Genomic DNA, 22,647 nt, shown 5'->3' on the forward strand with positions numbered 1-22,647 from the left:
CGCTGGAACGGCCTGCATGAGAGATCTTGCAGGTCTTTTTCTTTCTACTCGAATGCGAGAAGGGGTGCACTTCGGTATAGGTCCATTCCTCAATCGGCATACTCCCCTAACCAAGTGCTCAATTTATTAAATATTTCAGTAATTTATAATGAAGGTGTAGTAAAAATTGAGGGGATTTCAGAATGAACTTGGAGAGAATTGACGTCTCGTTTTCACGCAGTGTTGCCCAACCTCCTAAGAGCGGGAAACGCATCAGTGTTGTCGGTCTTGGATATGTCGGAGCTGTCTCGACTGCCTGCCTGTCGGCACTGGGTCATTCTGTTATTGGCGTTGATATCGACGCCGACAAGGTCGACAAGATCGGCCGAGGACTTAGCCCCATTCATGAAAAAGACCTAGGCAGCTATTTGTTCCAAGGGGTTAGCACCGGACTAGTGCACACCACAACGAACCTGGTCGCAGCGGTACGCGAAACTGATGTGACCTTTATCTCGGTCGGCACCCCGACGGCTGAGGATGGCGGATGTGATGATAGCTTTATCCGTCAGGCCGCACGGCGAATGGCCCGCGGGCTTCGACAAAAAAACAGTTTTCATGTCTTTGCTATGCGCTGCTCGATCCCACCGGGGACTACCCTTGGTGTTCTGGCTCCAATCATTGAGCGCCTTTCGGGCAAAAAGCTGGGACAGGATTTTGGTATCTGCTTCAACCCAGAGTTTCTGCGTGAAGGAGTGGCAATCGAGGACTTTTACAATCCGCCTAAGACTGTAATTGGAGCCACGGATGCCCGAACAGCCAAAGAAATGGCGCAAATATATGCGCCGGTGGATAGCACCCCAATTGTCACCACTATTGAGGCTGCGGAGATGGTCAAATATGTCGATAATGTCTGGCACGCCGCCAAGGTCTGTTTTGCCAATGAAATTGGTCGCTTATGCAAGCCCCTGGGCGTAGACAGCCACGAGGTGATGGAGATTTTCACTCAGGACACCAAATTAAACCTATCATCCTATTACCTAAAACCTGGTTTTGCCTATGGCGGTTCCTGTCTACCCAAAGAGGTGAGAGCAGTCAGCCATATGGCGCAGCAGGCGGGCATTGATGTGCCGATGATTGCCAACCTCGACCGCTCGAATAAGGCGCAGATTCAAGAGGCTGTTCGGATGGTATTAGCATCTGGTGCAAAACAGGTTGGCATATTAGGCGTCGCGTTTAAACCGGGCACTGATGATCTGCGCGAAAGCCCAGCATTGGAGCTTATGGCCGAGCTGCGAGAGGCAGGCCTTGAAGTTCTTGCCCATGACCATGCGATTTCTTCGAAAACTACAATTGCCGGTCAGCTGGCCTATGTACGTCACGCTAGCCCCGGTTTGCAAGCTTTAGCCGGTGTGTTGCCAGAACTACTGCGTGACGACCTTGCAGTGGTAACCCAGCACGCCGAGGTCCTAGTTACTTGCCATTCCGGCACTGAGTACCGTGAAGCCATTCAGAAAAGTCGCAAACCCGTTGTTGATCTGGTCCGGCTCTTCGCAACCGCCCCTGCGGAACTGGTAGTCGACGGCATCGGGTGGTGACTCTTGCAAGCAAGTATGCAGCAAGCCCTTTCCCATAGATATGACAGGAATTAACAATGCCCGATCTTTCTCAGGTGACCCTTCTTGGCACAGCTATCTCTGAAACTTTGACTGGGACCGAAACCCAGGATGTTATTCTGGGCCGTGCAGGCAATGACTACATCTCAGGTGGTGGAAAAGGTGACCAGCTTTATGGTGACTACACGCAAGCCAACCAACTGGATGGCACAGAAGGCGCGACCTCTTTTCAAGACTATGGGGCCTCAGGTCATTGGGTTGTCTCTGCGCTAGATGATGGGCATCAAGAAATGACGCAATCGGTCGCAACAGAAGCAGGTGGCGTCTATACATTGAATTTTGAAATTGCCTCCAATTTTGCGGCTGGGGTGACCTCGGCTGGGATTGAGGTTCTGGTTGAAGGCGCGGTAATTGCAACGGTTTCCTCAAGCAGCGGTGTTTTTGGTGAGCATCAACTTTCTTTTACAGCCACAGACAACCAAACTGAACTGACTATACGCTCCATTGACGGGCCGACATCTGAAGGGCCAGTTATTGATACAAGTGGCGCAATTTTTCACTACGATCAGGATATTGTGATTGATGGTCAGGCTGTCACCGTTGCTGCTTTTGCCGATGGACAGGCCAACCTCTATCAGGTGTTGAATGGCACCTTGCATGTGTTTGATACAACAAATGGCAGCTATGAGGTCGCCGGAGCCAGCGGCACAGTCAATGTAAATTCCATCGGCTTCAACCAGGAAGACAACCTACTTTATGCCATTGCGGTTGGGAATGGTGTCGATAGCTTAGGGAACTCCGTAAGCAGAAGCGATCTGATAATGATGGATGCGATGGGCAATAGTTATCGCATCGGGGAAACACCCTATAGATCCTGGACCGGGGATTTTGATGATCAGGGCAATCTGTGGTCTTTCAACTCCAGCATGGACCATATCGCGGTCATCGACGTCGATGCTTTGGACAGTGATGGGAACCCTGAAACCACCGTCTATAAGCTCCCAAGGGAATTGGTAACGGAACGATTTTATGACATGGCCTTTGATGCCGCATCGCAAAGCTTCTCCGGCATGGCCCGGCCCCCGGCTGAAGGTCAACCTGCAACGCTCCTGACAATCGATATTTCGTCAGGCGAGCCAGTCTTTTCTACGGTTTCGGTCACGGAGACCATGATCGATGGGATCGCTCATCCAGGGGTTCCTTACCTGACTTTTGGCGCGGCGATTTATGACACCGACGGCAATCTTTACGTTGGTGGCAATTCAGGTGATCACGATATGGAAAATAGCACTGCCAACAGCGGTGGGATATATCGGGTCGTATTTGACCCACAAAACGGAGAGGTTTCACTGGAACTGGTGGCAGAGGCCCCTCGCTCATCATCAAATGATGGCGCTGGTGACCCCAGAGCGCTTAGCCCATTTGCAGATGTAGATCTAACTGCTTCCATATTGATCCGAGATATTGCCTTGGTGACAACCAGTGAAGGAGATTTGACATTTGACGATACTCTCGTTGGAGAAGCTGGGGCGGATACGCTCGATGGTGGACTTGGCGCAGATCTGGCTATCGGTGGCAGCTTAGGAGATCATTTGCGAGGAGGTACCGGCGATGATGACCTGCACGGTGGAGCTGCCCCCAGCGATCGCAGCAGCGAAGTTATCTCTTTCTATGATGAAAGTGGTTTGCGCTACGATCAGTTTGGTAATCTGCTGGCCGAGGACGATGATTTTCTTTTTGGAGGGGCTGGCAACGACACCCTCTCGGGTTCAGCAGGGCATGACACACTTGAAGGAGGTACAGGCAATGACGAGCTTTCCGGTGGTTCTGGTCTGGATGTTCTCTCAGGAGGTGTTGGTGATGATACCCTCTCGGGCGGTTCCGAGGGGGACATTCTATACGGAAATGACGGGAATGACCTCCTAAGAGGTGGCTCAGGTCAAGACCAGTTATTAGGTGGTTCGGGAACTGATGAGTTAAACGGTGGTTCTGGTGATGATGCTCTTTCAGGCGACTCAGGTACTGACTTCCTTGAAGGAGGGAGCGGCCATGACACTCTCGATGGTGGAGTTGATGACGATACCGTCATCGGTGGAAGCGGTGATGACAGTTTAACCGGAGGCTATGGTAACGATAGCATTTCAGCGGGATCAGGTAATGATACGGCTTCGGGCGGAGCCGGTGCCGATAAGGTTCTAGGTGGGGCGGGTAATGACCAATTGAGTGGCGGCTTAGGAAATGATCGCCTCAATGGTGGAAGCGGAGCAGATTTATTGGCCGGCGGAGATGGCAACGATCACCTTAATGGAGGCTTGGGGCATGATCTCTTGTTAGGCGGTGCTGGAAATGACCGTATCTATCTTGGAGCCGGAAATGATTCTGCAACAGGCGGTGGCGACGCCGACCGTTTTATCTTCCGCACCGAAGACTTGGATGGGTCAACTGACTTGATCACTGATTTTTCCACATTGGAAGGCGATATACTGGATTTCAGGTCCTTGGATTTGATGGAAGATGGGATGAGCTTTTCAGAATGGTTTAATGGAGCGGCTACATATAACGGTGTAGGAGATGTAACCATATCTTTCGGCGGAAGTTTGGTCATCTTGGAAGGATTGAGCATTTCTGATGATCAAGATCTGTTCTCACTAGGTGAAGCCATTTGGCTCTAAGAACAATAGATGATCAGCCCCATCGAAGTGGTCCAGTGTGAGTGTTAGTGCATGATCGGCCTGGTTTCCACCGGAACGATGGCTTCCGGAGCCGGTGGGCGATAGCCCAGAGCACTATGCGGCCGTTTTGTGTTGTAGTGATTTCTCCATTGTTCAATCAGGATCTGGGCTTCACGCAGGCTGTAAAATACCTCTCCATTCAGCAGCTCGTCTCTGAAGCGCGCGTTGAAGCTTTCACAGCATCCGTTCTCCCAAGGTGATCCTGGTTCAATGTAGGCCGTTTGGGCACCGACCGCTGCGATCCAATCTCGAACGGCCTGAGCAATGAACTCTGGGCCATTATCTGATCTGATGAAAGCAGGAACGCCACGCAGGATGAAAAGATCTGTCAGCGCGTCAATAACTTCTGCCGAGTTCAAGCGCCTCTTCACCCGGATCGCCAGGCATTCCCGGCTGTGTTCATCCAGAATGTTCAGTGTCCGGAACGCTTTCCCGTCATCCGTTCGATGGTGCACGAAGTCATAGGACCAGACATGGTCACGATATTCGGGCCGGAGTCGAACACACGACCCGTCGTTCAGCCAGAGCCGTCCTTTCTTCGGTTGTTTCATTGGAACTTTCAGCCCCTCACGCCGCCATAGGCGCTCAACACGTTTGTCGTTGATTTGCCAGCCGGCGTCTCTCAGAAGAGCCGCTATCCGACGGTAACCGTATCGACCATATTGGCGTGTCAGTTCGATCATGTCAGACACCAACCGGTCTTCGTCAGCACGTCCAACAGGCACCCGCCTCTGTGTGGAACGGTGCTGTCCCAGAACACGGCAGGCGCGACGCTCTGAGACGTGGAACTGGCGTCGCACATGATCAATGCAGTTACGGCGGCGCGAGGGGCTCAGAAGTTTCCCCGTGCAGCTTCCGACAGAATGAGCTTGTCCAATGTCAGATCAGAAACTGCCCGACGCAGCCGGTCATTCTCCTTCTGAAGTCGCTTTAGTTCCTTCAGTTGGTCGGTTCCCATACCGCCATATTGCTTGCGCCAGAGATAGAAGGTTTGTTCTGTAATCTGCACCTGTCGAATGGCGTCTACGCGCGGCATCCCTTGGCCGCAAAGCACCTCAACCTGCCGTAACTTCGTGACAATCTCTTCGGGCTTGTGTCGCTTGATTCCCATATCTGATCCTCCGTTTCCTAACTATACGGGCGGATCACTTCAGTGGGGGAGGATCACCTTCAAGGATGGCGACGAACTGGTCCACGGCCGCACTATGAGCCTGCGCATCAAGCGCCTCGGAATGACCTACAGTGAATATGCCAAATCGCTTGGGTTCGAACAGCTCCCCCGTGTTCATCTCAAACGGCACAAATACCTTATGCCCCTGGACCGGAAGATGCGTAGGCAGATTGAACCTCTGGCAAAGAAATACCCCGCTGCCGCGCCACAAGCTGAAAAAGAGACTCCGGCTTAGGCCGGGGTTTCCACCTCATTGCGACGACCAAACCTCCGGGCCTCTATCCATAACGCGGCGTATACCGGTTCGTGAACCCAAATTATCCAATGCTGCGCACGGAACAAATGTCAGCTATGTCAGAAATGATGATGTCGGCGGGTCTGACGCAAAGGAGAACCTGATGGTTGAGAAGACCGAGTATCTGATTGTCCAGTACGCAAGCGATGGCAAAATAGTGAAACAACTTCGCGCGCCCAAAAGTGCTAATCTTCGCCTGTTGCTAGAAAGGCTTATTTGCCAAGGATTAGACGACGAAGCTGTGATCAACTCATGCCTTCGAAAGAACGCCAAGCGTTTCTATGACCCGTTTCAGATAATCGACATGCGAGAGGACCATCGTAGAAAACAAGCGCGTGAAGCGTTGAACGCTAATCCCGAAACTAGTGATACGATAGGAGTATATAACCGAGCGCGGGAAGCCCAAATTCCACTTGGAAAGACACTAATGGAAGGCGGGGTAAATCATGACTTCTTTGTTAAGGAGGTAAAGGTCCAGTCGGCGGCCAGCGTCCCTTTAAAGCCCAGTTAAAACGAACCCGCCGCCGGTCGGTTTTAAACACTTCGGGCGGCGGAAATCTGGAGTTTGAAACGGGAAGTGTCCCAAAGCGCTGCCGGGTTTGCCGCCGATCTGCCCCGCCGCGCAGTGATCACCGGAGGAATTCCAGAGTGGAAAAGCTACGGATTTTAGGGCAACAACGGCTTAGACTTCAAAAATAAGTTGCTGCAATGGGAAGTGTCCCGCACTGCAACGCGAAGTGTCCCGCTACAGTCCCGCTACAAACGCGAAGTGTCCCGCTACAGTCCCGCTACAACCACCCGTGAAATCCGATTCTGCGTCCAGAATTTGCAACTTTGCAAAGTTTCGCGGATTATCCACAAAATTGGCCGCTGAAATCGGGTTTGCAAAAATTTGCAATACGCGTTCCTGTATTTCTGCAAATTTCTTGCGCCAAGGTGACGCGGCTAAGTTCTGCGCGCTTGCCCAGGACAGAGCCATGCGCATAACTCAGACCATAGGGATGCGAGGAGAATGCCCATGTCGTATAAAGAGGTCTATGCCAAGTGGAAAGACGACCCCGAAGCCTTCTGGATGCAGGCGGCCGCGGAAATTGACTGGGATCAGGCGCCAAGCAAGGCACTGACAGATAAGGGCGATGGTCTTTATGAGTGGTATGCAGATGCCAAGGTAAATACCTGCTACAATGCGGTGGACCGCCACGTCGAAGCTGGTCGCGGTGAGCAAACCGCCATTATCTATGACAGTCCCATCACTCATACCAAGCGTGAGATCTCCTATGTTGAGCTGCGCAATCGTGTTGCGACCCTCGCTGGGGCCCTGCGTGCAAAAGGCGTAGAAAAAGGCGACCGCGTCATTATTTACATGCCAATGATCCCCGAGGCCCTAGAAGCCATGCTGGCCTGCTCCCGCATTGGAGCGGTGCATTCGGTTGTTTTTGGTGGTTTTGCTGCGAACGAGTTGGCGGTGCGCATTGATGACGCCAAACCCAAAGCCATCATCGCCGCCTCCTGCGGGTTGGAGCCTGGTCGCACGGTTCACTACAAACCCCTTCTGGATGGCGCCATTGATCTGGCAGAGCACAAGCCGGAGTTCTGCGTGATTTTCCAGCGCGAGCAGGAAGTGGCAGAGCTAATCCCCGGTCGTGACGTCAATTGGCATGGGTTCCAATATGGGGTTGAGCCTGCCGAATGTGTGCCTGTGGAGGGCAATCACCCCTCCTATATCCTCTATACCTCTGGCACAACGGGACAGCCAAAGGGGGTGATCCGTCACACTGCGGGTCAGCTGGTCGCCCTCAACTGGACTATGAAGAGCATCTATAATGTCGATCCCGGCGATGTCTTCTGGGCTGCTTCGGATGTGGGCTGGGTCGTTGGGCACAGCTATATCTGCTATGCGCCCCTGATTCATGGCAACACCACCATCGTCTTTGAGGGTAAGCCGGTTGGCACGCCTGATGCGGGTACCTTCTGGCGGGTGATCTCGGAACACAAGGTAAAGAGCTTCTTTACCGCCCCGACCGCTTTCCGCGCTGTTAAACGCGAAGATCCTAAGGGCGAGCTTGTGGGCAAATACGATCTCTCTTGCTTGGAACAGGTCTATCTTGCCGGTGAACGCGCCGACCCTGACACCATCACATGGGCCCAGGAGCAGCTGAAAGTGCCTGTGGTCGACCATTGGTGGCAGACCGAAACGGGCTGGTCGATCGCCGCCAACCCGCTGGGTATTGAAGAGCTGCCAACCAAGCTCGGCTCCCCTGCGGTTCCCATGCCCGGCTATGAGATCGACATCCTGGATGACGCAGGACATCCGGTAGCCGCCGGAGAACTGGGCGCCATTGCGGTCAAGCTGCCCCTGCCGCCGGGCACGCTTCCCAACCTTTGGAATGCCGAGGACCGCTTTAAGAAAAGCTACCTCAGCACCTTCCCCGGTTACTATGAGACCGGTGATGCCGGCATGAAGGATGAGGATGGATACCTCTATATCATGGCCCGCACGGACGATGTAATCAACGTGGCCGGCCATCGCCTTTCAACCGGCGCGATGGAAGAGGTTCTGGCCAGCCACCCGGATGTTGCAGAATGTGCGGTGATCGGGGTGGCCGACAGCCTCAAGGGTCAGATGCCACTCGGCTTCCTCTGCCTCAATGCAGGTGTGGAAAGAGATCCTGCCGAAGTCACATCTGAAGTGGTCAAGCTGGTACGCGAGAAAATTGGTCCGGTTGCCGCCTTCAAACTGGCCTGCATCGTCGACCGACTGCCCAAAACCCGTTCTGGTAAAATCCTGCGTGGCACCATGGTGAATATTGCTGATGGCACCCCCTGGAAGATGCCTGCCACTATTGATGACCCCGCGATTCTTGATGAAATCACCGAAGCGCTACGCGGTCTCGGCTACGCCAAAACCTAAGCGCTCTTAGCGCGGCAAAAATACCCTGCTTTCCTATCAAAGCATGGATCCAAAAACCGATCACTGCCCAGCCAGATCCGGGCAGTGGTCTCCTCAACAGGCTCCCCCATTTGAATATACCTCCGAGGGAGGATGGGCATTCTTTTTGAATTCCCTACCGTTTCCCCACAAAATCTGTCGGAAACCTGCATTCTCCCTTGCAAGTGCGTCACCCTGCCCTAGGCTGCGCCAGAGGAGAAAAACCAATGTCCACAGATGCAATCTGGCGTCTCACCGCCACAGAGCTGACTGAATTGACGCGCGCCGGAGATCTAAGCGCGGAAGAGGCCGTTCAAGGCTCCATTGACCGCATGACGGCCGTTAACCCGCAGCTGAACGCGGTTGTCGAAGATCTTAGCTCCCAAGCACTGGAGCGCGCCAGAGCACTGGACAAGGCGCGCACAGCGGGCGCCGCCCCCGGCCCCCTTCATGGGGTGCCTGTCACCATCAAGATCAATGTCGATCAGGAAGGCTATGCCACCTCAAACGGCATTCCAGCCCTGAAGAACCTGATTGCGCCAGCGGATGCACCGGTGGTCGCCAATCTGCAAAAAGCCGGCGCAATTGTCATTGGGCGCACCAATACACCGGAATTCTCCTTTCGGGCGGACACGGACAATCCGCTTTTCGGGCGCACGCATAATCCCTGGGGGCGCCATATCTCACCTGGAGGGTCATCCGGCGGCGCAGGTGCAGCAGTCATGGCAGGCATCGGGCCCCTTGCCCATGGCAATGATATTGGTGGCTCCCTTCGCTTCCCAGCAGCCGCAAACGGCGCCGTCACGGTGAAACCGGGCCTGGGCCGAGTCCCCGCCTGGAATCCCAGCCAATCGGCCGAACGCGGAATGCTTGCGCAAAATATGTCCGTTCAGGGGCTATTAACACGTTCGGCAGAAGACTTGCACTTGGCCATGCCATCCCTGATTGCGGCTGACCCCCGTGACCCTTTTCATGTGCCCCTACCCTGGCGCGGCGAGCGGGCTGATGGCGCGGTCAAGGTTGCCTTTACCCGCAACACCCATGGATATGACCTGCACCCGGAGGTCGAGGCCGCCCTTTTGGCCGCCCGTGATGCACTGATTGATGCAGGCTATCAGGTTGAGGAATGCGAACCGCCCAATGTCTTTGACACCGGGCGCGAGGGCTATCGCGCGCTCATGGGTGAGGTCTATGCCTTGATGAAAAAGGATGTGGACGTCGCAGGTTCTGAAACCGTGCGCCGCATCTTTGAAGTCTATTTTCAAGAGTTCCCACCGTTTGAAGGTGTTGAGCTGCTGCAAATCATGGCCAAGCGTAGTCACTACGCCCGTCAATGGTCGCTGTTCATGGAGAAATATCCGCTGGTCCTTTCTCCTTTCCTTCCCCAACCCTTCTTTGCACCGGATCGTGACACCGAAGGGCCTGAAGGGGTTCATGAAGTTCTCGGATGTGCGGTTTATTCCTATGCGATGAACTTCCTTGGCCTGCCCGCAGGCTGTGTCCCCGCCCGCCTGTCACATCTGGAACAGGGGCCTCAGCCAATCAACGTCCAAATCGCCGCGCGCCGCTGGCGTGAGGACATGGCCGTTGATGCCTGCCTAGCTATCGAACAGCGGATAGGACGCCTCAGCCCATATCTCTGGGACCTGACTGGATAGCCCATCACGCCCCACCACAGCGATCAGCCCTAGCGCGGCGCACATTTGGGTTATTTCAGCTCCGGTGGTCGTCGCACAGCATTTGCGATTTCTACCTCTGCCGCTGCTTTGCACCGGCTAAGTGGACAGTCCAAGTGTGCCGTTCAGGATGGGGCTGTCATTGGAATGATCAGGAAGACTTCCTAAAGTCGCGTCACAAACAGCATTATTGAGCAGAGACTAGGTATGGTAGCAGTGCCACTAAGAAACCGGGACTGGACTAGCCATTCCCGGTTCTTACCCAAACATGGGTCCACCGATACTTCCGCGGCCATTGCAGGGCCTGCGGGCTGAGCTGCAGCGATACCAAAGTGCCGCCTCTCTAGGTCAAGACTGCACCGGTTTCTTTATTTAGACCAGCCGCTTCACGGATTCGTGAATAACAGAATGTTAATTTTGCCAAGGGATTAGCCGCACCCAGCACTTTCCGGCCACGGATCGGCCAAAGCTTTCGCGTGGCTCTTTCGCAGTATTTCGTCAGGTAAACTGTTCGGAAATCAGCCGCTCTTCCAGCCCGTGGCCGGGGTCAAACAGGATCCGATGGCGGATCGAAGGCTTGGTTCCGATTTCCACCCATTCGATATCTGGGAAAGAAATGGAATCCGCATCCGCCATAACCGGGCGTTTGTCCGGATCCAGTACATCAAACCGCACCCGCGCATTGCTGGGCAAAAGCGCACCACGCCAGCGACGCGGCCGAAAGGCTGCAATGGCTGTCAGCGCCAGCACATCCGAGCCAATGGGCAAGATTGGACCATGAGCCGAGTAGTTATAGGCCGTTGATCCAGCGGGGGTGCAGACAAGCGCCCCATCGCAGACCAGCTCCTCGAGCCTTTGTCGGCCATCCACAGAGATCCGCAATCGGGCCGCCTGTGGTCCGGCCCGCAGGAGGGACACCTCATTGATCGCCAAGGCCTTATGCGTCGTCCCCTGACGATCCATCGCGACCATCGACAGCGGATTGATAATCTCCAGCTCAGCTTCCCGCAGCCGTTCGATCAATCCTTCCTCCTGGTATTCATTCATCAGGAAGCCAACGGTCCCCCGGTTCATTCCATAGACCGGCGCATCAAGGTCCATGGTCTCATGCAGAGTGCTGAGCATAAAACCATCCCCCCCGAGGGCAACAATCACTTCTGCCTCTACCGGAGTGGAATTCCCGTGCTTTTCCACCAGGGATTGCAGGGCAAATTGCGCAACAGGCGCATTGCTGGCCAAAAAGGCGATTCTCATCGTCACCGATTCCTGTTTCCAGTCTTAGGCATTCGGTTCCGAAACAAGCACAGCTTCCCGCGAAACACCAGACTTGCCGTTCTGCGGCAGGGAATTGCCGCTTTACAGTCTTTAAGACTTATGAAGTTTCCGATAGGAAATCTCGCAAGAACCTTCTCTCAAACTTACGGAGCCACCATGAGCGCGACCACCCGTGACCCCGGATTTTTCACCCAGCCGCTTTCCGAGCGTGACCCAGAGCTTTTTGGTGCGATCACCAATGAGCTGGGGCGCCAGCGTGATGAGATCGAGCTGATTGCCTCGGAAAACATCGTCTCCGCCGCCGTGATGGAGGCGCAGGGTTCCGTCCTGACCAACAAATATGCCGAAGGCTACCCCGGGCGCCGCTACTATGGCGGCTGCCAGTATGTCGACGTGGCAGAGAACCTGGCCATTGACCGCGCCAAGGAACTCTTTGGTTGTGAGTTTGCCAATGTGCAGCCGAACTCCGGCTCTCAGGCCAACCAGGGTGTGTTCCAAGCGCTGATCCAGCCCGGCGATACCATCCTCGGCATGGACCTCGCCTCCGGCGGCCACCTGACCCATGGCGCGCGCCCAAACCAGTCGGGTAAGTGGTTCAACGCGGTGCATTACGGCGTGCGCGAGGATGACAACCTCATTGACTACGATCAGATCCAGGCCCTGGCCACAGAGCACCAGCCCAAGCTGATCATCGCAGGCGGTTCAGCCATCCCGCGCCAGATCGATTTTGCCAAGTTCCGCGAGATTGCCGACAGCGTTGGCGCCTATTTCATGGTTGATATGGCCCATATCGCCGGTCTCATCGCGGCTGGCGAGCACCCCAGCCCCTTCCCGCATGCCCATGTGGCCACCACCACCACGCATAAGACCCTGCGCGGCCCCCGCGGCGGCATGATCGTCACCAATGACGAGGCGATTGCCAAGAAGGTGAACTCGGCGATCTTCCCCGGCATCCAGGGCGGCCCGCTGATGCATGTGATTGCAGGCAAGGCAGCAGCCTTTGGCGAGGCGCTGAAGCCCGAGTTCAAAGACTACCAGAAGCAGGTGCGCGCCAATGCAGCAGCGCTGGCAGACCAGCTGATCAAGGGCGGCCTCGACATCGTCACCGGCGGTACTGACACCCATGTGATGCTGGTGGACCTGCGCCCCAAGGGCGTCACTGGCAATATCACCGATAAGGCGCTCGGCCGCGCTCATATCACCACCAACAAGAACGGCATCCCGTTTGATCCGGAAAAGCCCACCGTGACCTCGGGCATCCGCCTCGGCACCCCGGCCGGCACCACCCGCGGCTTTGGTGAGGCAGAGTTCCGCCAGATCGCCGATCTGATCGTGGAAGTGGTCGACGGCCTCGCGGCCAATGGCGAAGAGGGCAACGGCGAAGTCGAAGCCGCGGTGCGCGCCAAAGTCGCCAAACTCTGCGCCGAATTCCCCCTCTACCCGAACCTGTAAGACACAGGATCATCAAAACAATACAAACCGCCGCAGTTTCCAAACTGCGGCGGTTTTTCTTGCTTAACAGGTTTCCCTACACCATAACTCACCTTTTGCACGAACATCGAAAGGGGAAAAAAGCCATGGACAATGGATGGGAAGCTTCGGCCCAGGCCTGGATTTCCCTGATGGGAGAAGAGGGAGACTTCAGCCGCAAACAGGTCCTCGACAAACCGATGCTCGAACGGGTGCGGCTACGCCAGGATCAGCGTGTTCTTGATGTTGGCTGTGGAGAGGGGCGGTTTTGCCGGATGGTGGCCCCATACGCGCAAAAGGTAACCGGGGTCGATCCAACCGACAGCCTGTTGCAACGTGCTGCATCGCTTTCTGATCAGACATTCGTTAAGGCCAAAGCAGAGGCCCTGCCCTTTGAAAATGCGAGTTTTGACCTGGTTCTCAGCTACCTGAGCCTCATCGATATTGCGGATGCAAAAGCCGCCATAGAGGAAATGGCGCGCGTCCTTGCACCGGGCGGCCGCATTCTTGTCGCGAACCTGAACAGCTGGAATACCGCCTCGCAGTCCGAGGAACGCGGCTGGAGCCGAAGCGAAGGTGGCGGAACACAGATGACCGTTGATCACTACTTGCAAGAGTATTCTCATTGGGGCGAGTGGAAGGGCATGCGGATCAGAAACTGGCACCGCCCAATGGCCTTTTACATGCATGAATTCCTGCAGGCCGGCCTATCTCTCAGCCATTTCGACGAACCATGGGCGTCAGGGGAAGGACGCGCCGAAAGCTATAACCGTGCGCCCTATCTATACCTGATGGAATGGCAAAAGGCCCGGGACTAACACCCGGGGCCTTTGTGTTTTGAAGATTTTCTGGACCGCCCCCTTGGTTCAGGTTTCGCTCTTTGGTTCCTTCAATGCCTCTTCCAGCAGTTTTTCATTGCGGGCTTCTTCGATCTTGCGGATGCGGTCCTCGCTGGAGCGATTGTCGAAGCGGTATTTCACCACATTGATGAGGCTCAGCGTCAGCAAGAGGATACCCATTCCCCAGTAGCCTTTGGTGGCAAGTGGCACCTCGGTTGAAAGCCAAAGCGAGATGCCAAGCATCAGATAGGCGACACAGACGCCAGCAATATTCAAAAGGGAAATCAATGCGTTATCACTACGGTCAGTCATTTTAAGTCTCCGGAAAAATATGGGGCTGCGCACTTCGGCGCGGAAGTTTGAGTTGTTGGGGTTTAGGCTTGTGTTTTAGCTGACTTGTTTCAGGCGGCTCAGAACATCTGCGGCGGTACTGCGGCTTGGCGCACCAAAACCCGCATCCGCAAGCTCCTGCGCCGTGTTGGAATGGTTCAGGCCGCGATCGATTTCCTGCAGGATCTGACCTTTCTCAAACGGGTCATCCTGGTTTAGAACTCGCGAAATCAACCCTTCGGCCTCCTCCATCGGGCTTTGACCCAGATTCTGGTTTAGGCGGCGCTGCAAGTCCTGTTCCCGGCGGGTAGCACGAGCCATCACCGCCCCTTGCTTGAGGTCGACAATACGGCGGTTTGCGGTCTCGACCGATTGGCGCAGCTGCAGCACCCGCGCCTCCAGACGGTCTACAGTCTGACGCCGCAGGGTGAGTTCATTCTCCATCTCTGCAACCGCTGCTGCCGCAGATTGCGCCAGATCTTCGCGCTCCCCTTCCAGGGCCTCTTTGGCGCGGGACAGGAGGTCAGTGGCCCTGCCCTCCAGAATCTCGACCTGACGGATCTCTGTGCGCTGCCGCTGAATCAGGCTGGCCAGGGTCATCTTGGCTGCGCGCAGGTTCCCCTCTGCCTCACGGATCTTTTGATCAATTAATTCAATCGAATAGGTGTCGCGCAGCTGCTCTTCGGCGCGGGCGTTTGCCCCAGAAAAAAGTGTTTTAAGAGTTGAGAACATGTCTTCCTCCAAATTCCTGAACATCGTTCATGAATTAGATATAGGAAGATCATGAACGATGTTCAAGTATTTTCTTGAACGCCGTTCAAATTTTCAATCAAGCCTTTGTTATTTCGATCAAAACCTGAGAGATCATCTCTTCTATACGGCTACGCGGCACACCGGAGATGCGATTTTCAAGCCCCAGGAGGACGATTCCATGCACCGATGAGAACAAGGCGCGCACCATCAGTTGCAGATCCGCCGGTCCTTTTTTAGGAAAAATCTCAGAGACCGGTTTGGCGATATGGGCAAAGAGCGCATCAAGCTCTTCCATATACCAGTCAGGCACGGGGCCATCCGCAGGCATATTGACATCAAAAAGCGCGCGCCAAAGTTGGGTGTTTTCAGCGGCAAAGGCCAGATAGGCATGGCTCATCAGAACAAGCCGTTCCTGCGGGCTGGCACTTTCAGCACCCACGACCGATTTCGCCACCTGCGCGCCCAAGGCACGAAAGGTCTGACCGTTGACAGCCAGGACAATCGCATTGAGATCCTCAAAAGCATTGTAGATTGCGCCTACCGCACAGCCGGCATCCTTTGCCAGGTCGCGCGCACGCAGGGCACCTGCCCCTTCTTCGCGGATCCGCCGCTCTGCCGCCGCGACCAGAGTTTCGCGCAGTTCCGCCCTGCGTTGTTCCGCTTTGCTTGCCATATGCCTCATCCTTGAACTGCGTTCACAGTTAAACTGATCCATCGCGCAAGAAAAGGCTATGTCAGATGAAACCACGCCAGCGCAGAACAACAATCAACAAAGTGGCGACCGCCAGGATCGAAAAGGCCATGCTGCCCAGGACGGAAAGGATGCGCCCCTTTCGCCGGTCCGCCAGATCAATTTCCTTGAGATGCGCCTTTACCTCTTTTGCGGCTGAGACAAGCCCGGCCTGATCCAGCGTAAAGCGCAGCTTGGGGTGCTCGAGCAATGGCAGAGCCGTAGCAAGGCGCATCCCCTGTCGGTAAATCCGACGCGGCAGACGCCTGCGGGCCTTTTTCAATGCCTCAGTCAGTGAACCCGAGGCTTCTGCATGGGATTTCAACAGCGCCTGAACCTCTTCGATTTCGGCAAAAATGTCCTGCGCCATAACTTATCCCGCGTTTCAGGGGGTGTTCGAAACACCCCAGATCTTGTCACATCTAAAGCAGAGCCCTGCCCTGCTCAATGGCGGGGCGGAAAATCGATTTGGGCTGGCGAAGCCCTGCCTGCGGGTTTATCAGTTTGGCATGCTGAATTTCCTGACCCATGGCTCTGCCACCGACAAAACACCGCTGCTCATCGTTCATGGTCTTTATGGATCAGCCCGCAATTGGGGCGTCATCGCCAAGCGACTGTCCGATGAACGCCAGGTGATCGCGGTAGATATGCGCAATCATGGGCAAAGCCCCAAGACCAGCAGCCACACCTACATAGAATTAGCTGATGATCTGGCAGAGGTCATCGCTGCCCATGGTGGCAAGATGGATGTCATTGGCCACTCCATGGGGGGCAAGGCCGCAATGATGCTGGCGCTGCGTCATCCAGAGGCCATTGGTCGCCTGATCGTCGCCGATATCGCGCCCGTCAGCTATAGCCATAGCCAGATCAAGTTCATCGAGGCCATGCGGTCGGTAGATTTCTCCCACGTAGAGCGTCGCCCCGACGCAGAGGCCCAACTTGCAGAAGCCGGGGTCGAACCCGCCCTCCAGAGCTTCTTCACGCAATCCTTGGACATTCCCAACAAGGGCTGGAAACTCAACCTGGAGACACTGGCAAAGCATATGCCGGACATCATGGCCTTCCCTAAAACCGGGGCCAGCTGGGATGGACCAGTCTTATTCCTCTCTGGGGGCGAGTCTGACTATGTTTTACGCGAACACCGCGAACAGACTCAGGCTCATTTCCCCAAAGCACGGTTTGCCAAGATCCCAGGTGCGGGGCACTGGCTTCATGCGGAAAAACCACGTGAATTCGAAGCCAACGCCCGCGCTTTTTTGAATGCCTGAGCGCAAACCAGAATCGACAGATCCGATTCTCATCCCCGCCGCGTTTCCTTCAGTGCCGCCCCCTCTCTTGCATGAGAATCGGATGAAGGCCGGTGAATTCTAACGGAGCCCAACCAGGGCAGAGCCACTAAGGATCTTGGCCGGATCAAGAGGCCTGCCCGCGATAAAGACGCTGTGCAACCAGATAGGCCACAGGTGCGGCCAGAACAGCCCCAAATGCTGCGGCCATTAGAATGGCTTTGACGGTCACAAATCCGGCCACAAGAACCACTATAACCGCAGCGCCAGCCAGACTGCTGCCGATAAGGGAATACAAAACAGATGCAAGGCGTAGCATAGAAACCTCTCATAAGATCAAAGCCATAACTCTGACTGAAACTTACCTCTCTTATCGGTTTCCAGCATTGATCCGGATCAGATCATACCCCACAGACACTCAAAGCCTTTGGCTATTTTGTCATACCTCTATCCGCAGGTTCTTCGCAGCTGCCACCGGCCTGTTTCCAATCCGCAAATCCGCCAAGGTTGTAGACCTGTGCATAGCCCATGTCCTTTAGCAGTTGTCCAGCAAGAGCGGCCCGCCCACCGCTTCCACAATACAAAACGATTACCCGATCAGACTGAAGCGTCGGATCATAGAAAGGACAGGCCGGATCCGCCCGGAATTCCAACATCCCCCGTGGAATGTGATGGGAACCGGTGGCACGGCCATTCGCCTCTAGTTCCGGCGCGTCGCGCACATCAAGCAAGAGCGCGCCAGCCGCAACCATTTCGATTGCCCTTTCTGCAGGAATTTTTTCAACTGCCGCGTTGGCCTCCGCTATCATGCCCTGGACTGTCTTGGTCATTTCAAACTCCTGGCTCGGCTCACTTTGAGCTCTAAAGATCTAGCGCGTTTCAAGGTTTGGAATATGTAACCGCCAGGACCGGCAAAGTTCAACGCAGAACGATAAGTAAACGCTCCGCTCTTCTCTGAGCGGATCAGAAACCCCATTAAGCCCCCATTTAAATTGACCATCCGATTTCATCAACCTCAGGAAAACGGCCCACTCCCAGGAACCTACCCTATGGTCTTTTACGCTTCGAAACCACGATCTGCAGGTGGCTTACCGTTAAAAACCGCAAAGCTTAACTAAATCCGTCGCACTTTTTTCCCGTTTTTCAGACCTTCGTATCCACTTGTTTACCATTGCCTGCCCATGAATAGGGCTAGCATTGCGGACGCTTGAGGGTTTTCTATGTATCGCGTTATTGGTTGTTTGACCCAAGAACATGACCTGTGGCTGGTGGGCCTTGCCGCCTTAGTCTGTGTCCTTGGTGCGAGCCTCTCTGTTACTCTGTCACAACGTTTGCTTGGCTCTAGCGGGCGCAGAAAGCAAGTACAGCTTGGCCTCGCCAGTATGATCGGTGGCGCGACGATCTGGTCGACACATTTCATAGCGATGCTGGCCTATGACCCTGGCTATGCCCATGGTTACGAACCGCTGGCAACAGCCGGCTCCTTGGCAATTGCGATCATTGGCACCAGCCTTGCGAACTATCTTCTCGCCTACAAGCTGAATGGCAAATACGACATCCGCAGTGGCCTTGTCTTTGGCCTGACCATTTCTGCGATGCACTATCTGGGCATGTCCGCCTATCAACTGCCCGGTGAAATCGTCTGGGAGACTCCATACCTGGTTGCCTCCATCCTTTTTGGTGCTGCTCTTGGCGCTGTCACTTATCAGCGCATTGCGCATGCAGTTTCTCGTTGGGGGCGCCTTGGCAATATCGCGATCATGGTCAGCGCGATCTGCAGCATGCATTTCACCGCGATGGGTGCCATCAACATCAAGCTCAGCCCCTATGTTGAAGTTCCTGACAAGATCATATCAGATCCGGTTCTGGGTGGACTGCTCATGGCGATCATGATGGTCATTCTGATCGTCGGCTTTGCTTCGGTCAGCATTGAAACCAGCCTCGAAATCGAGACCAAAAATCAGCTGGAAAAAGCCGCTCTGCACGATCACTTGACCGGCTTACCAAATCGCATGTGCCTCACCCAAAAGATGAGTGAAGTGGCAAGTCGCCTGACCATTGATGAACGAGAGCGTGTAGCGATCCTGAATATCGATCTGGACTTGTTTAAGGAAGTAAATGACCTCTATGGCCATGCCGCTGGGGACAAGGTTCTTCAGGTCATCACAAAACGCCTTGCAGCCTCTCTGGAAGAAGATGAGTTCCTGGCCCGTTCAGGCGGCGATGAATTTGTAGCAATCAAGCGTAATTTCCGACGCATTGGGCAGGTGATGACTTTTGCCGAAAGACTGCATTGCCTCATCTCGGAACCTGTTGATATCGGAACAGTTTCAACCACGATCGGTGCTTCAATCGGTGTCGCCACCAGTTTTGAAGACGGTCGTGATGTTCGCGAACTTTTGCACAAATCAGAAATAGCCATGTTCCGGGCCAAAGAAGATCCAGCCACCCATGTGGCCCTCTTCAGCCTCGAGATGGACCAGCAGAGCCGCGACAAGATCCGCATGATCGGCGATCTGCGCCTGGCCTGTGCCCGCGACGAGTTTGAACTTGTCTATCAGTTGCAAAATGATCTCTCCTCGCTCGAGCCAACGGGCTTTGAGGTGCTGCTGCGTTGGAACCATCCAGTTCGCGGCGTCATATCCCCGGTTGTTTTCATCCCTCTCGCCGAAGAGACCGGTCTCATTCGTGAAATAGGCCTATGGGTGCTACGAACCGCCTGCAAGGAAGCCGCCTCCTGGTACAAACCCTACAAGATCGCCGTGAACGTTGCCCCACAACAGCTTGCCCAGGCTAGCTTTGTTGAACATGTCTCTGACATCCTGATGGAAACCGGGTTGCAGCCAGAACGCCTGGAACTGGAAATCACAGAAGCCAGCATCATCGATGATCAAGCCCATTGTCTAAAGATCATGCGCCAACTGAAAGAGATGGGGATCCGCATTGCCATGGACGACTTTGGCACCGGCTATTCCTCGCTCTCAACGCTTCAGGTCTTTCCCTTCGACAAAATCAAAATTGACCGAAGCTTCATCAAAGATGTTCACAAGGATCACCAGCGCGCCGCCATTGTGCGTTCAACCCTGCTGCTAGGACAGGCACTGGACATTCCGGTTCTAGCCGAGGGTGTCGAGTACGCGGATGAACTGACATTCCTGCAAAGGGAAAACTGCCAATCGGTTCAGGGTTTCTTCTTTGGCAAACCCATGTCGTTAGAAAAAGCTCGCGAAATCGTCGCAAAACCAGAAAGCAGCACAAAAGCAGGCTAATCCAAGACCACGCCAAATGGCCCGGGCTGCATATCCTGATTGCCTATGTCAGGATGACAACGCTTGATTGAACAAGGATTGATCTGGCAGTGATTGGATGGATGCGGCCCCCCACAAGGATGTGGACCTGTCGCAGGATTGTTCCGTTCCTTTGACCACGTATCGTGTCGCAAAGGAAAACACAGATGGCATCACGATCAACCGAAAAATTTCGTTCAGAATCAATGCTCTTAGCGCTGACGAGCGGATTGCCACGTTTAAAGGTGGCCGCAGATTTCGGCATTGGCTTCCCGACACTGAACCGCTGGATCCATCAGGACAATCTCAATCCGGAGAAACCCACTGTCCAATCCAATCATGATCGTGAGATCGCCGGGTTGCTGAAAAATAACCATATGCTTCGGGCGGAGTGGGAGATGTTAAAACGGCCACCCAGCTCTTTGCGATGAAAGCAAAGATCTGTGGCATGCTGCAAATCGAACGGATGTGCAGGATCATGGGCGTCAGTCAGAGAGGGTATCGGGCTTATCCTGACATGTGCTGTTTCGGGGGGCACGTTGCTAAAAGGTGCCAAGGCTGCACGGACTTATGGCCCTAAAGCAGTATGGGGCATCTAAGTGTTTCGAAATTAGCCCCTGCCTTCGCCTTATAGCAGCGCGACACCTTGTTGCAAAAGAAGCCAGTGGTACCAAAACAACAAAATGACACCTTGTTCTGCGTCCGGATTGCCTACGAAGTTATGGTCTCAATTTAGGCCAATTCGAGACACAGCAACGACCGTTTCGATATTACGCAATTCATCGATACTGCGATTACGCAGCGGCTACGAATAGATGCTGCGTCGGGACCTACTGAAGGTTCTTTGTCTTTTTTGAACGCGTGGCGGCACTCCCTTCAGCTTTGCGCCTACGACTGTGTCCAGCCCGAAGCTGTCGTTCGTTGAGTTAGCGGCGAATAGCCAGTTTGAGCCCATGTTGACTAGTGCTGCGCACTGAACGAATGTCTGCTGACCCAAGGCAGTATAGGAAAGTCTGAATGGTTGTGTGGAGACCAGAGCGGCGCAACAGGAAAATTGGAACTAAAAGCTCTGGCTATTCAAAGTGATCAGCCCCATCGAAGTGGTCCAGTGTGAGTGTTAGTGCATGATCGGCCTGGTTTCCACCGGAACGATGGCTTCCGGAGCCGGTGGGCGATAGCCCAGAGCACTATGCGGCCGTTTTGTGTTGTAGTGATTTCTCCATTGTTCAATCAGGATCTGGGCTTCACGCAGGCTGTAAAATACCTCTCCATTCAGCAGCTCGTCTCTGAAGCGCGCGTTGAAGCTTTCACAGTATCCGTTCTCCCAAGGTGATCCTGGTTCAATGTAGGCCGTTTGGGCACCGACCGCTGCGATCCAATCTCGAACGGCCTGAGCAATGAACTCTGGGCCATTATCTGATCTGATGAAAGCAGGAACGCCACGCAGGATGAAAAGATCTGTCAGCGCGTCAATAACTTCTGCCGAGTTCAAGCGCCTCTTCACCCGGATCGCCAGGCATTCCCGGCTGTGTTCATCCAGAATGTTCAGTGTCCGGAACGCTTTCCCGTCATCCGTTCGATGGTGCACGAAGTCATAGGACCAGACATGGTCACGATATTCGGGCCGGAGTCGAACACACGACCCGTCGTTCAGCCAGAGCCGTCCTTTCTTCGGTTGTTTCATTGGAACTTTCAGCCCCTCACGCCGCCATAGGCGCTCAACACGTTTGTCGTTGATTTGCCAGCCGGCGTCTCTCAGAAGAGCCGCTATCCGACGGTAACCGTATCGACCATATTGGCGTGTCAGTTCGATCATGTCAGACACCAACCGGTCTTCGTCAGCACGTCCAACAGGCACCCGCCTCTGTGTGGAACGGTGCTGTCCCAGAACACGGCAGGCGCGACGCTCTGAGACGTGGAACTGGCGTCGCACATGATCAATGCAGTTACGGCGGCGCGAGGGGCTCAGAAGTTTCCCCGTGCAGCTTCCGACAGAATGAGCTTGTCCAATGTCAGATCAGAAACTGCCCGACGCAGCCGGTCATTCTCCTTCTGAAGTCGCTTTAGTTCCTTCAGTTGGTCGGTTCCCATACCGCCATATTGCTTGCGCCAGCGATAGAAGGTTTGTTCTGTAATCTGCACCTGTCGAATGGCGTCTACGCGCGGCATCCCTTGGCCGCAAAGCACCTCAACCTGCCGTAACTTCGTGACAATCTCTTCGGGCTTGTGTCGCTTGATTCCCATATCTGATCCTCCGTTTCCTAACTATACGGGCGGATCAC

General features: G+C 54.6%; 21 protein-coding genes. 11 read left to right on the forward strand and 10 right to left on the reverse strand.

Annotated features, from left to right (window positions below; all coding sequences use genetic code 11):
• Positions 1–182 precede the first annotated feature (182 nt).
• Both RSK20926_RS05425 and RSK20926_RS05430 read left to right on the forward strand, forming a co-directional pair.
• A complete protein-coding gene (locus tag RSK20926_RS05425) occupies positions 183–1,574 on the forward strand; it encodes a nucleotide sugar dehydrogenase (RefSeq protein WP_008204949.1) in 1,392 nt (463 codons plus the stop codon).
• 56 nt (positions 1,575–1,630) lie between these two features.
• Positions 1,631–4,264, forward strand: coding sequence for a calcium-binding protein (locus RSK20926_RS05430; protein WP_008204952.1), 2,634 nt, complete (start codon positions 1,631–1,633; stop codon positions 4,262–4,264).
• 44 nt (positions 4,265–4,308) lie between these two features.
• Here RSK20926_RS05430 and RSK20926_RS05435 read toward each other — a convergent pair.
• A protein-coding gene (locus RSK20926_RS05435) for an IS3-like element ISRosp5 family transposase (RefSeq protein ID WP_085979698.1) occupies positions 4,309–5,435 on the reverse strand; the annotation gives its coding sequence in 2 pieces (ribosomal slippage) (positions 4,309–5,171 and positions 5,171–5,435; 1,128 coding nt in all).
• 94 nt (positions 5,436–5,529) lie between these two features.
• On the opposite strand from RSK20926_RS05435, the gene RSK20926_RS05445 reads away from it, so the two are divergent.
• On the forward strand, positions 5,530–5,730 hold the full coding sequence (locus tag RSK20926_RS05445) for a hypothetical protein (RefSeq protein ID WP_008204954.1): 201 nt from the start codon (positions 5,530–5,532) through the stop codon (positions 5,728–5,730).
• Positions 5,731–5,893: 163 nt separating this feature from the next.
• On the forward strand, positions 5,894–6,301 hold the full coding sequence (locus tag RSK20926_RS05450; RefSeq protein WP_008204955.1) for a hypothetical protein: 408 nt from the start codon (positions 5,894–5,896) through the stop codon (positions 6,299–6,301).
• A gap of 234 nt (positions 6,302–6,535) precedes the next feature.
• On the opposite strand, the gene RSK20926_RS23000 is transcribed toward RSK20926_RS05450, so the two are convergent.
• Entirely contained in the window at positions 6,536–6,775 is a 240-nt protein-coding gene (locus RSK20926_RS23000) for a hypothetical protein (RefSeq protein ID WP_008204956.1), read from the reverse strand.
• Positions 6,776–6,808: 33 nt separating this feature from the next.
• Here RSK20926_RS23000 and prpE point away from each other — a divergent pair, with 33 nt between their 5' ends.
• Both prpE and RSK20926_RS05460 read left to right on the forward strand, forming a co-directional pair.
• Positions 6,809–8,701, forward strand: coding sequence for a propionate-CoA ligase PrpE (gene prpE / locus RSK20926_RS05455; RefSeq protein ID WP_008204957.1), 1,893 nt, complete (start codon positions 6,809–6,811; stop codon positions 8,699–8,701).
• A 245-nt stretch (positions 8,702–8,946) separates the two neighbouring features.
• Positions 8,947–10,377, forward strand: coding sequence for an amidase family protein (locus RSK20926_RS05460; protein ID WP_008204958.1), 1,431 nt, complete (start codon positions 8,947–8,949; stop codon positions 10,375–10,377).
• Between the two features lie 516 nt (positions 10,378–10,893).
• Here the strand turns inward: RSK20926_RS05460 and RSK20926_RS05465 are convergent.
• A complete protein-coding gene (locus RSK20926_RS05465; RefSeq protein WP_008204959.1) occupies positions 10,894–11,649 on the reverse strand; it encodes an NAD kinase in 756 nt (251 codons plus the stop codon).
• A 177-nt stretch (positions 11,650–11,826) separates the two neighbouring features.
• Between RSK20926_RS05465 and glyA the strand changes: the two genes are divergently transcribed.
• Together glyA and RSK20926_RS05475 are read left to right on the forward strand one after the other, a co-directional pair.
• Positions 11,827–13,122 carry a serine hydroxymethyltransferase gene (gene glyA / locus RSK20926_RS05470; RefSeq protein WP_037253829.1) on the forward strand — a complete coding sequence of 432 codons (1,296 nt, stop codon included), beginning with the start codon at positions 11,827–11,829 and terminating at the stop codon, positions 13,120–13,122.
• Between the two features lie 125 nt (positions 13,123–13,247).
• Positions 13,248–13,958, forward strand: coding sequence for a class I SAM-dependent methyltransferase (locus RSK20926_RS05475; RefSeq protein ID WP_008204961.1), 711 nt, complete (start codon positions 13,248–13,250; stop codon positions 13,956–13,958).
• 48 nt (positions 13,959–14,006) lie between these two features.
• Here RSK20926_RS05475 and RSK20926_RS05480 read toward each other — a convergent pair whose 3' ends face one another.
• From RSK20926_RS05480 to RSK20926_RS05495, 4 genes are all read right to left on the reverse strand, one after another.
• Positions 14,007–14,291, reverse strand: coding sequence for a hypothetical protein (locus tag RSK20926_RS05480; protein ID WP_008204963.1), 285 nt, complete (start codon positions 14,289–14,291; stop codon positions 14,007–14,009).
• Positions 14,292–14,366: 75 nt separating this feature from the next.
• The gene (locus RSK20926_RS05485) at positions 14,367–15,041 is read right to left on the reverse strand and encodes a PspA/IM30 family protein (RefSeq protein ID WP_037253831.1); all 675 of its coding nucleotides are present in this window, start codon (positions 15,039–15,041) and stop codon (positions 14,367–14,369) included.
• 97 nt (positions 15,042–15,138) lie between these two features.
• The gene (locus tag RSK20926_RS05490; RefSeq protein ID WP_008204965.1) at positions 15,139–15,735 is read right to left on the reverse strand and encodes a TetR/AcrR family transcriptional regulator; all 597 of its coding nucleotides are present in this window, start codon (positions 15,733–15,735) and stop codon (positions 15,139–15,141) included.
• Between the two features lie 61 nt (positions 15,736–15,796).
• Positions 15,797–16,162: a hypothetical protein gene (locus tag RSK20926_RS05495; RefSeq protein ID WP_008204966.1), complete on the reverse strand. Its 366-nt coding sequence runs from the start codon at positions 16,160–16,162 to the stop codon at positions 15,797–15,799.
• Between the two features lie 139 nt (positions 16,163–16,301).
• On the opposite strand from RSK20926_RS05495, the gene RSK20926_RS05500 reads away from it, so the two are divergent.
• The gene (locus tag RSK20926_RS05500; RefSeq protein WP_037253968.1) at positions 16,302–17,060 is read left to right on the forward strand and encodes an alpha/beta fold hydrolase; all 759 of its coding nucleotides are present in this window, start codon (positions 16,302–16,304) and stop codon (positions 17,058–17,060) included.
• A gap of 145 nt (positions 17,061–17,205) precedes the next feature.
• Here RSK20926_RS05500 and RSK20926_RS05505 read toward each other — a convergent pair whose 3' ends face one another.
• Both RSK20926_RS05505 and RSK20926_RS05510 read right to left on the reverse strand, forming a co-directional pair.
• Positions 17,206–17,397: a hypothetical protein gene (locus tag RSK20926_RS05505; RefSeq protein ID WP_008204968.1), complete on the reverse strand. Its 192-nt coding sequence runs from the start codon at positions 17,395–17,397 to the stop codon at positions 17,206–17,208.
• 112 nt (positions 17,398–17,509) lie between these two features.
• On the reverse strand, positions 17,510–17,908 hold the full coding sequence (locus tag RSK20926_RS05510) for a rhodanese-like domain-containing protein (RefSeq protein WP_008204969.1): 399 nt from the start codon (positions 17,906–17,908) through the stop codon (positions 17,510–17,512).
• A 390-nt stretch (positions 17,909–18,298) separates the two neighbouring features.
• On the opposite strand from RSK20926_RS05510, the gene RSK20926_RS05515 reads away from it, so the two are divergent.
• A complete protein-coding gene (locus RSK20926_RS05515) occupies positions 18,299–20,347 on the forward strand; it encodes a putative bifunctional diguanylate cyclase/phosphodiesterase (RefSeq protein WP_037253833.1) in 2,049 nt (682 codons plus the stop codon).
• 185 nt (positions 20,348–20,532) lie between these two features.
• A complete protein-coding gene (locus RSK20926_RS05520) occupies positions 20,533–20,796 on the forward strand; it encodes a hypothetical protein (protein WP_037253835.1) in 264 nt (87 codons plus the stop codon).
• A 686-nt stretch (positions 20,797–21,482) separates the two neighbouring features.
• Here the strand turns inward: RSK20926_RS05520 and RSK20926_RS05525 are convergent.
• Positions 21,483–22,609 (reverse strand): IS3-like element ISRosp5 family transposase gene (locus RSK20926_RS05525; RefSeq protein WP_085979699.1). Its coding sequence is split into 2 segments (ribosomal slippage): positions 21,483–22,345 and positions 22,345–22,609, totalling 1,128 coding nucleotides; the frame shifts between segments, so codons are not numbered across the junction.
• Positions 22,610–22,647 lie beyond the last annotated feature (38 nt).

The organism is Roseobacter sp. SK209-2-6 (genome assembly GCF_000169455.1).
Taxonomy (GTDB): Bacteria; Pseudomonadota; Alphaproteobacteria; order Rhodobacterales; family Rhodobacteraceae; genus Pseudophaeobacter.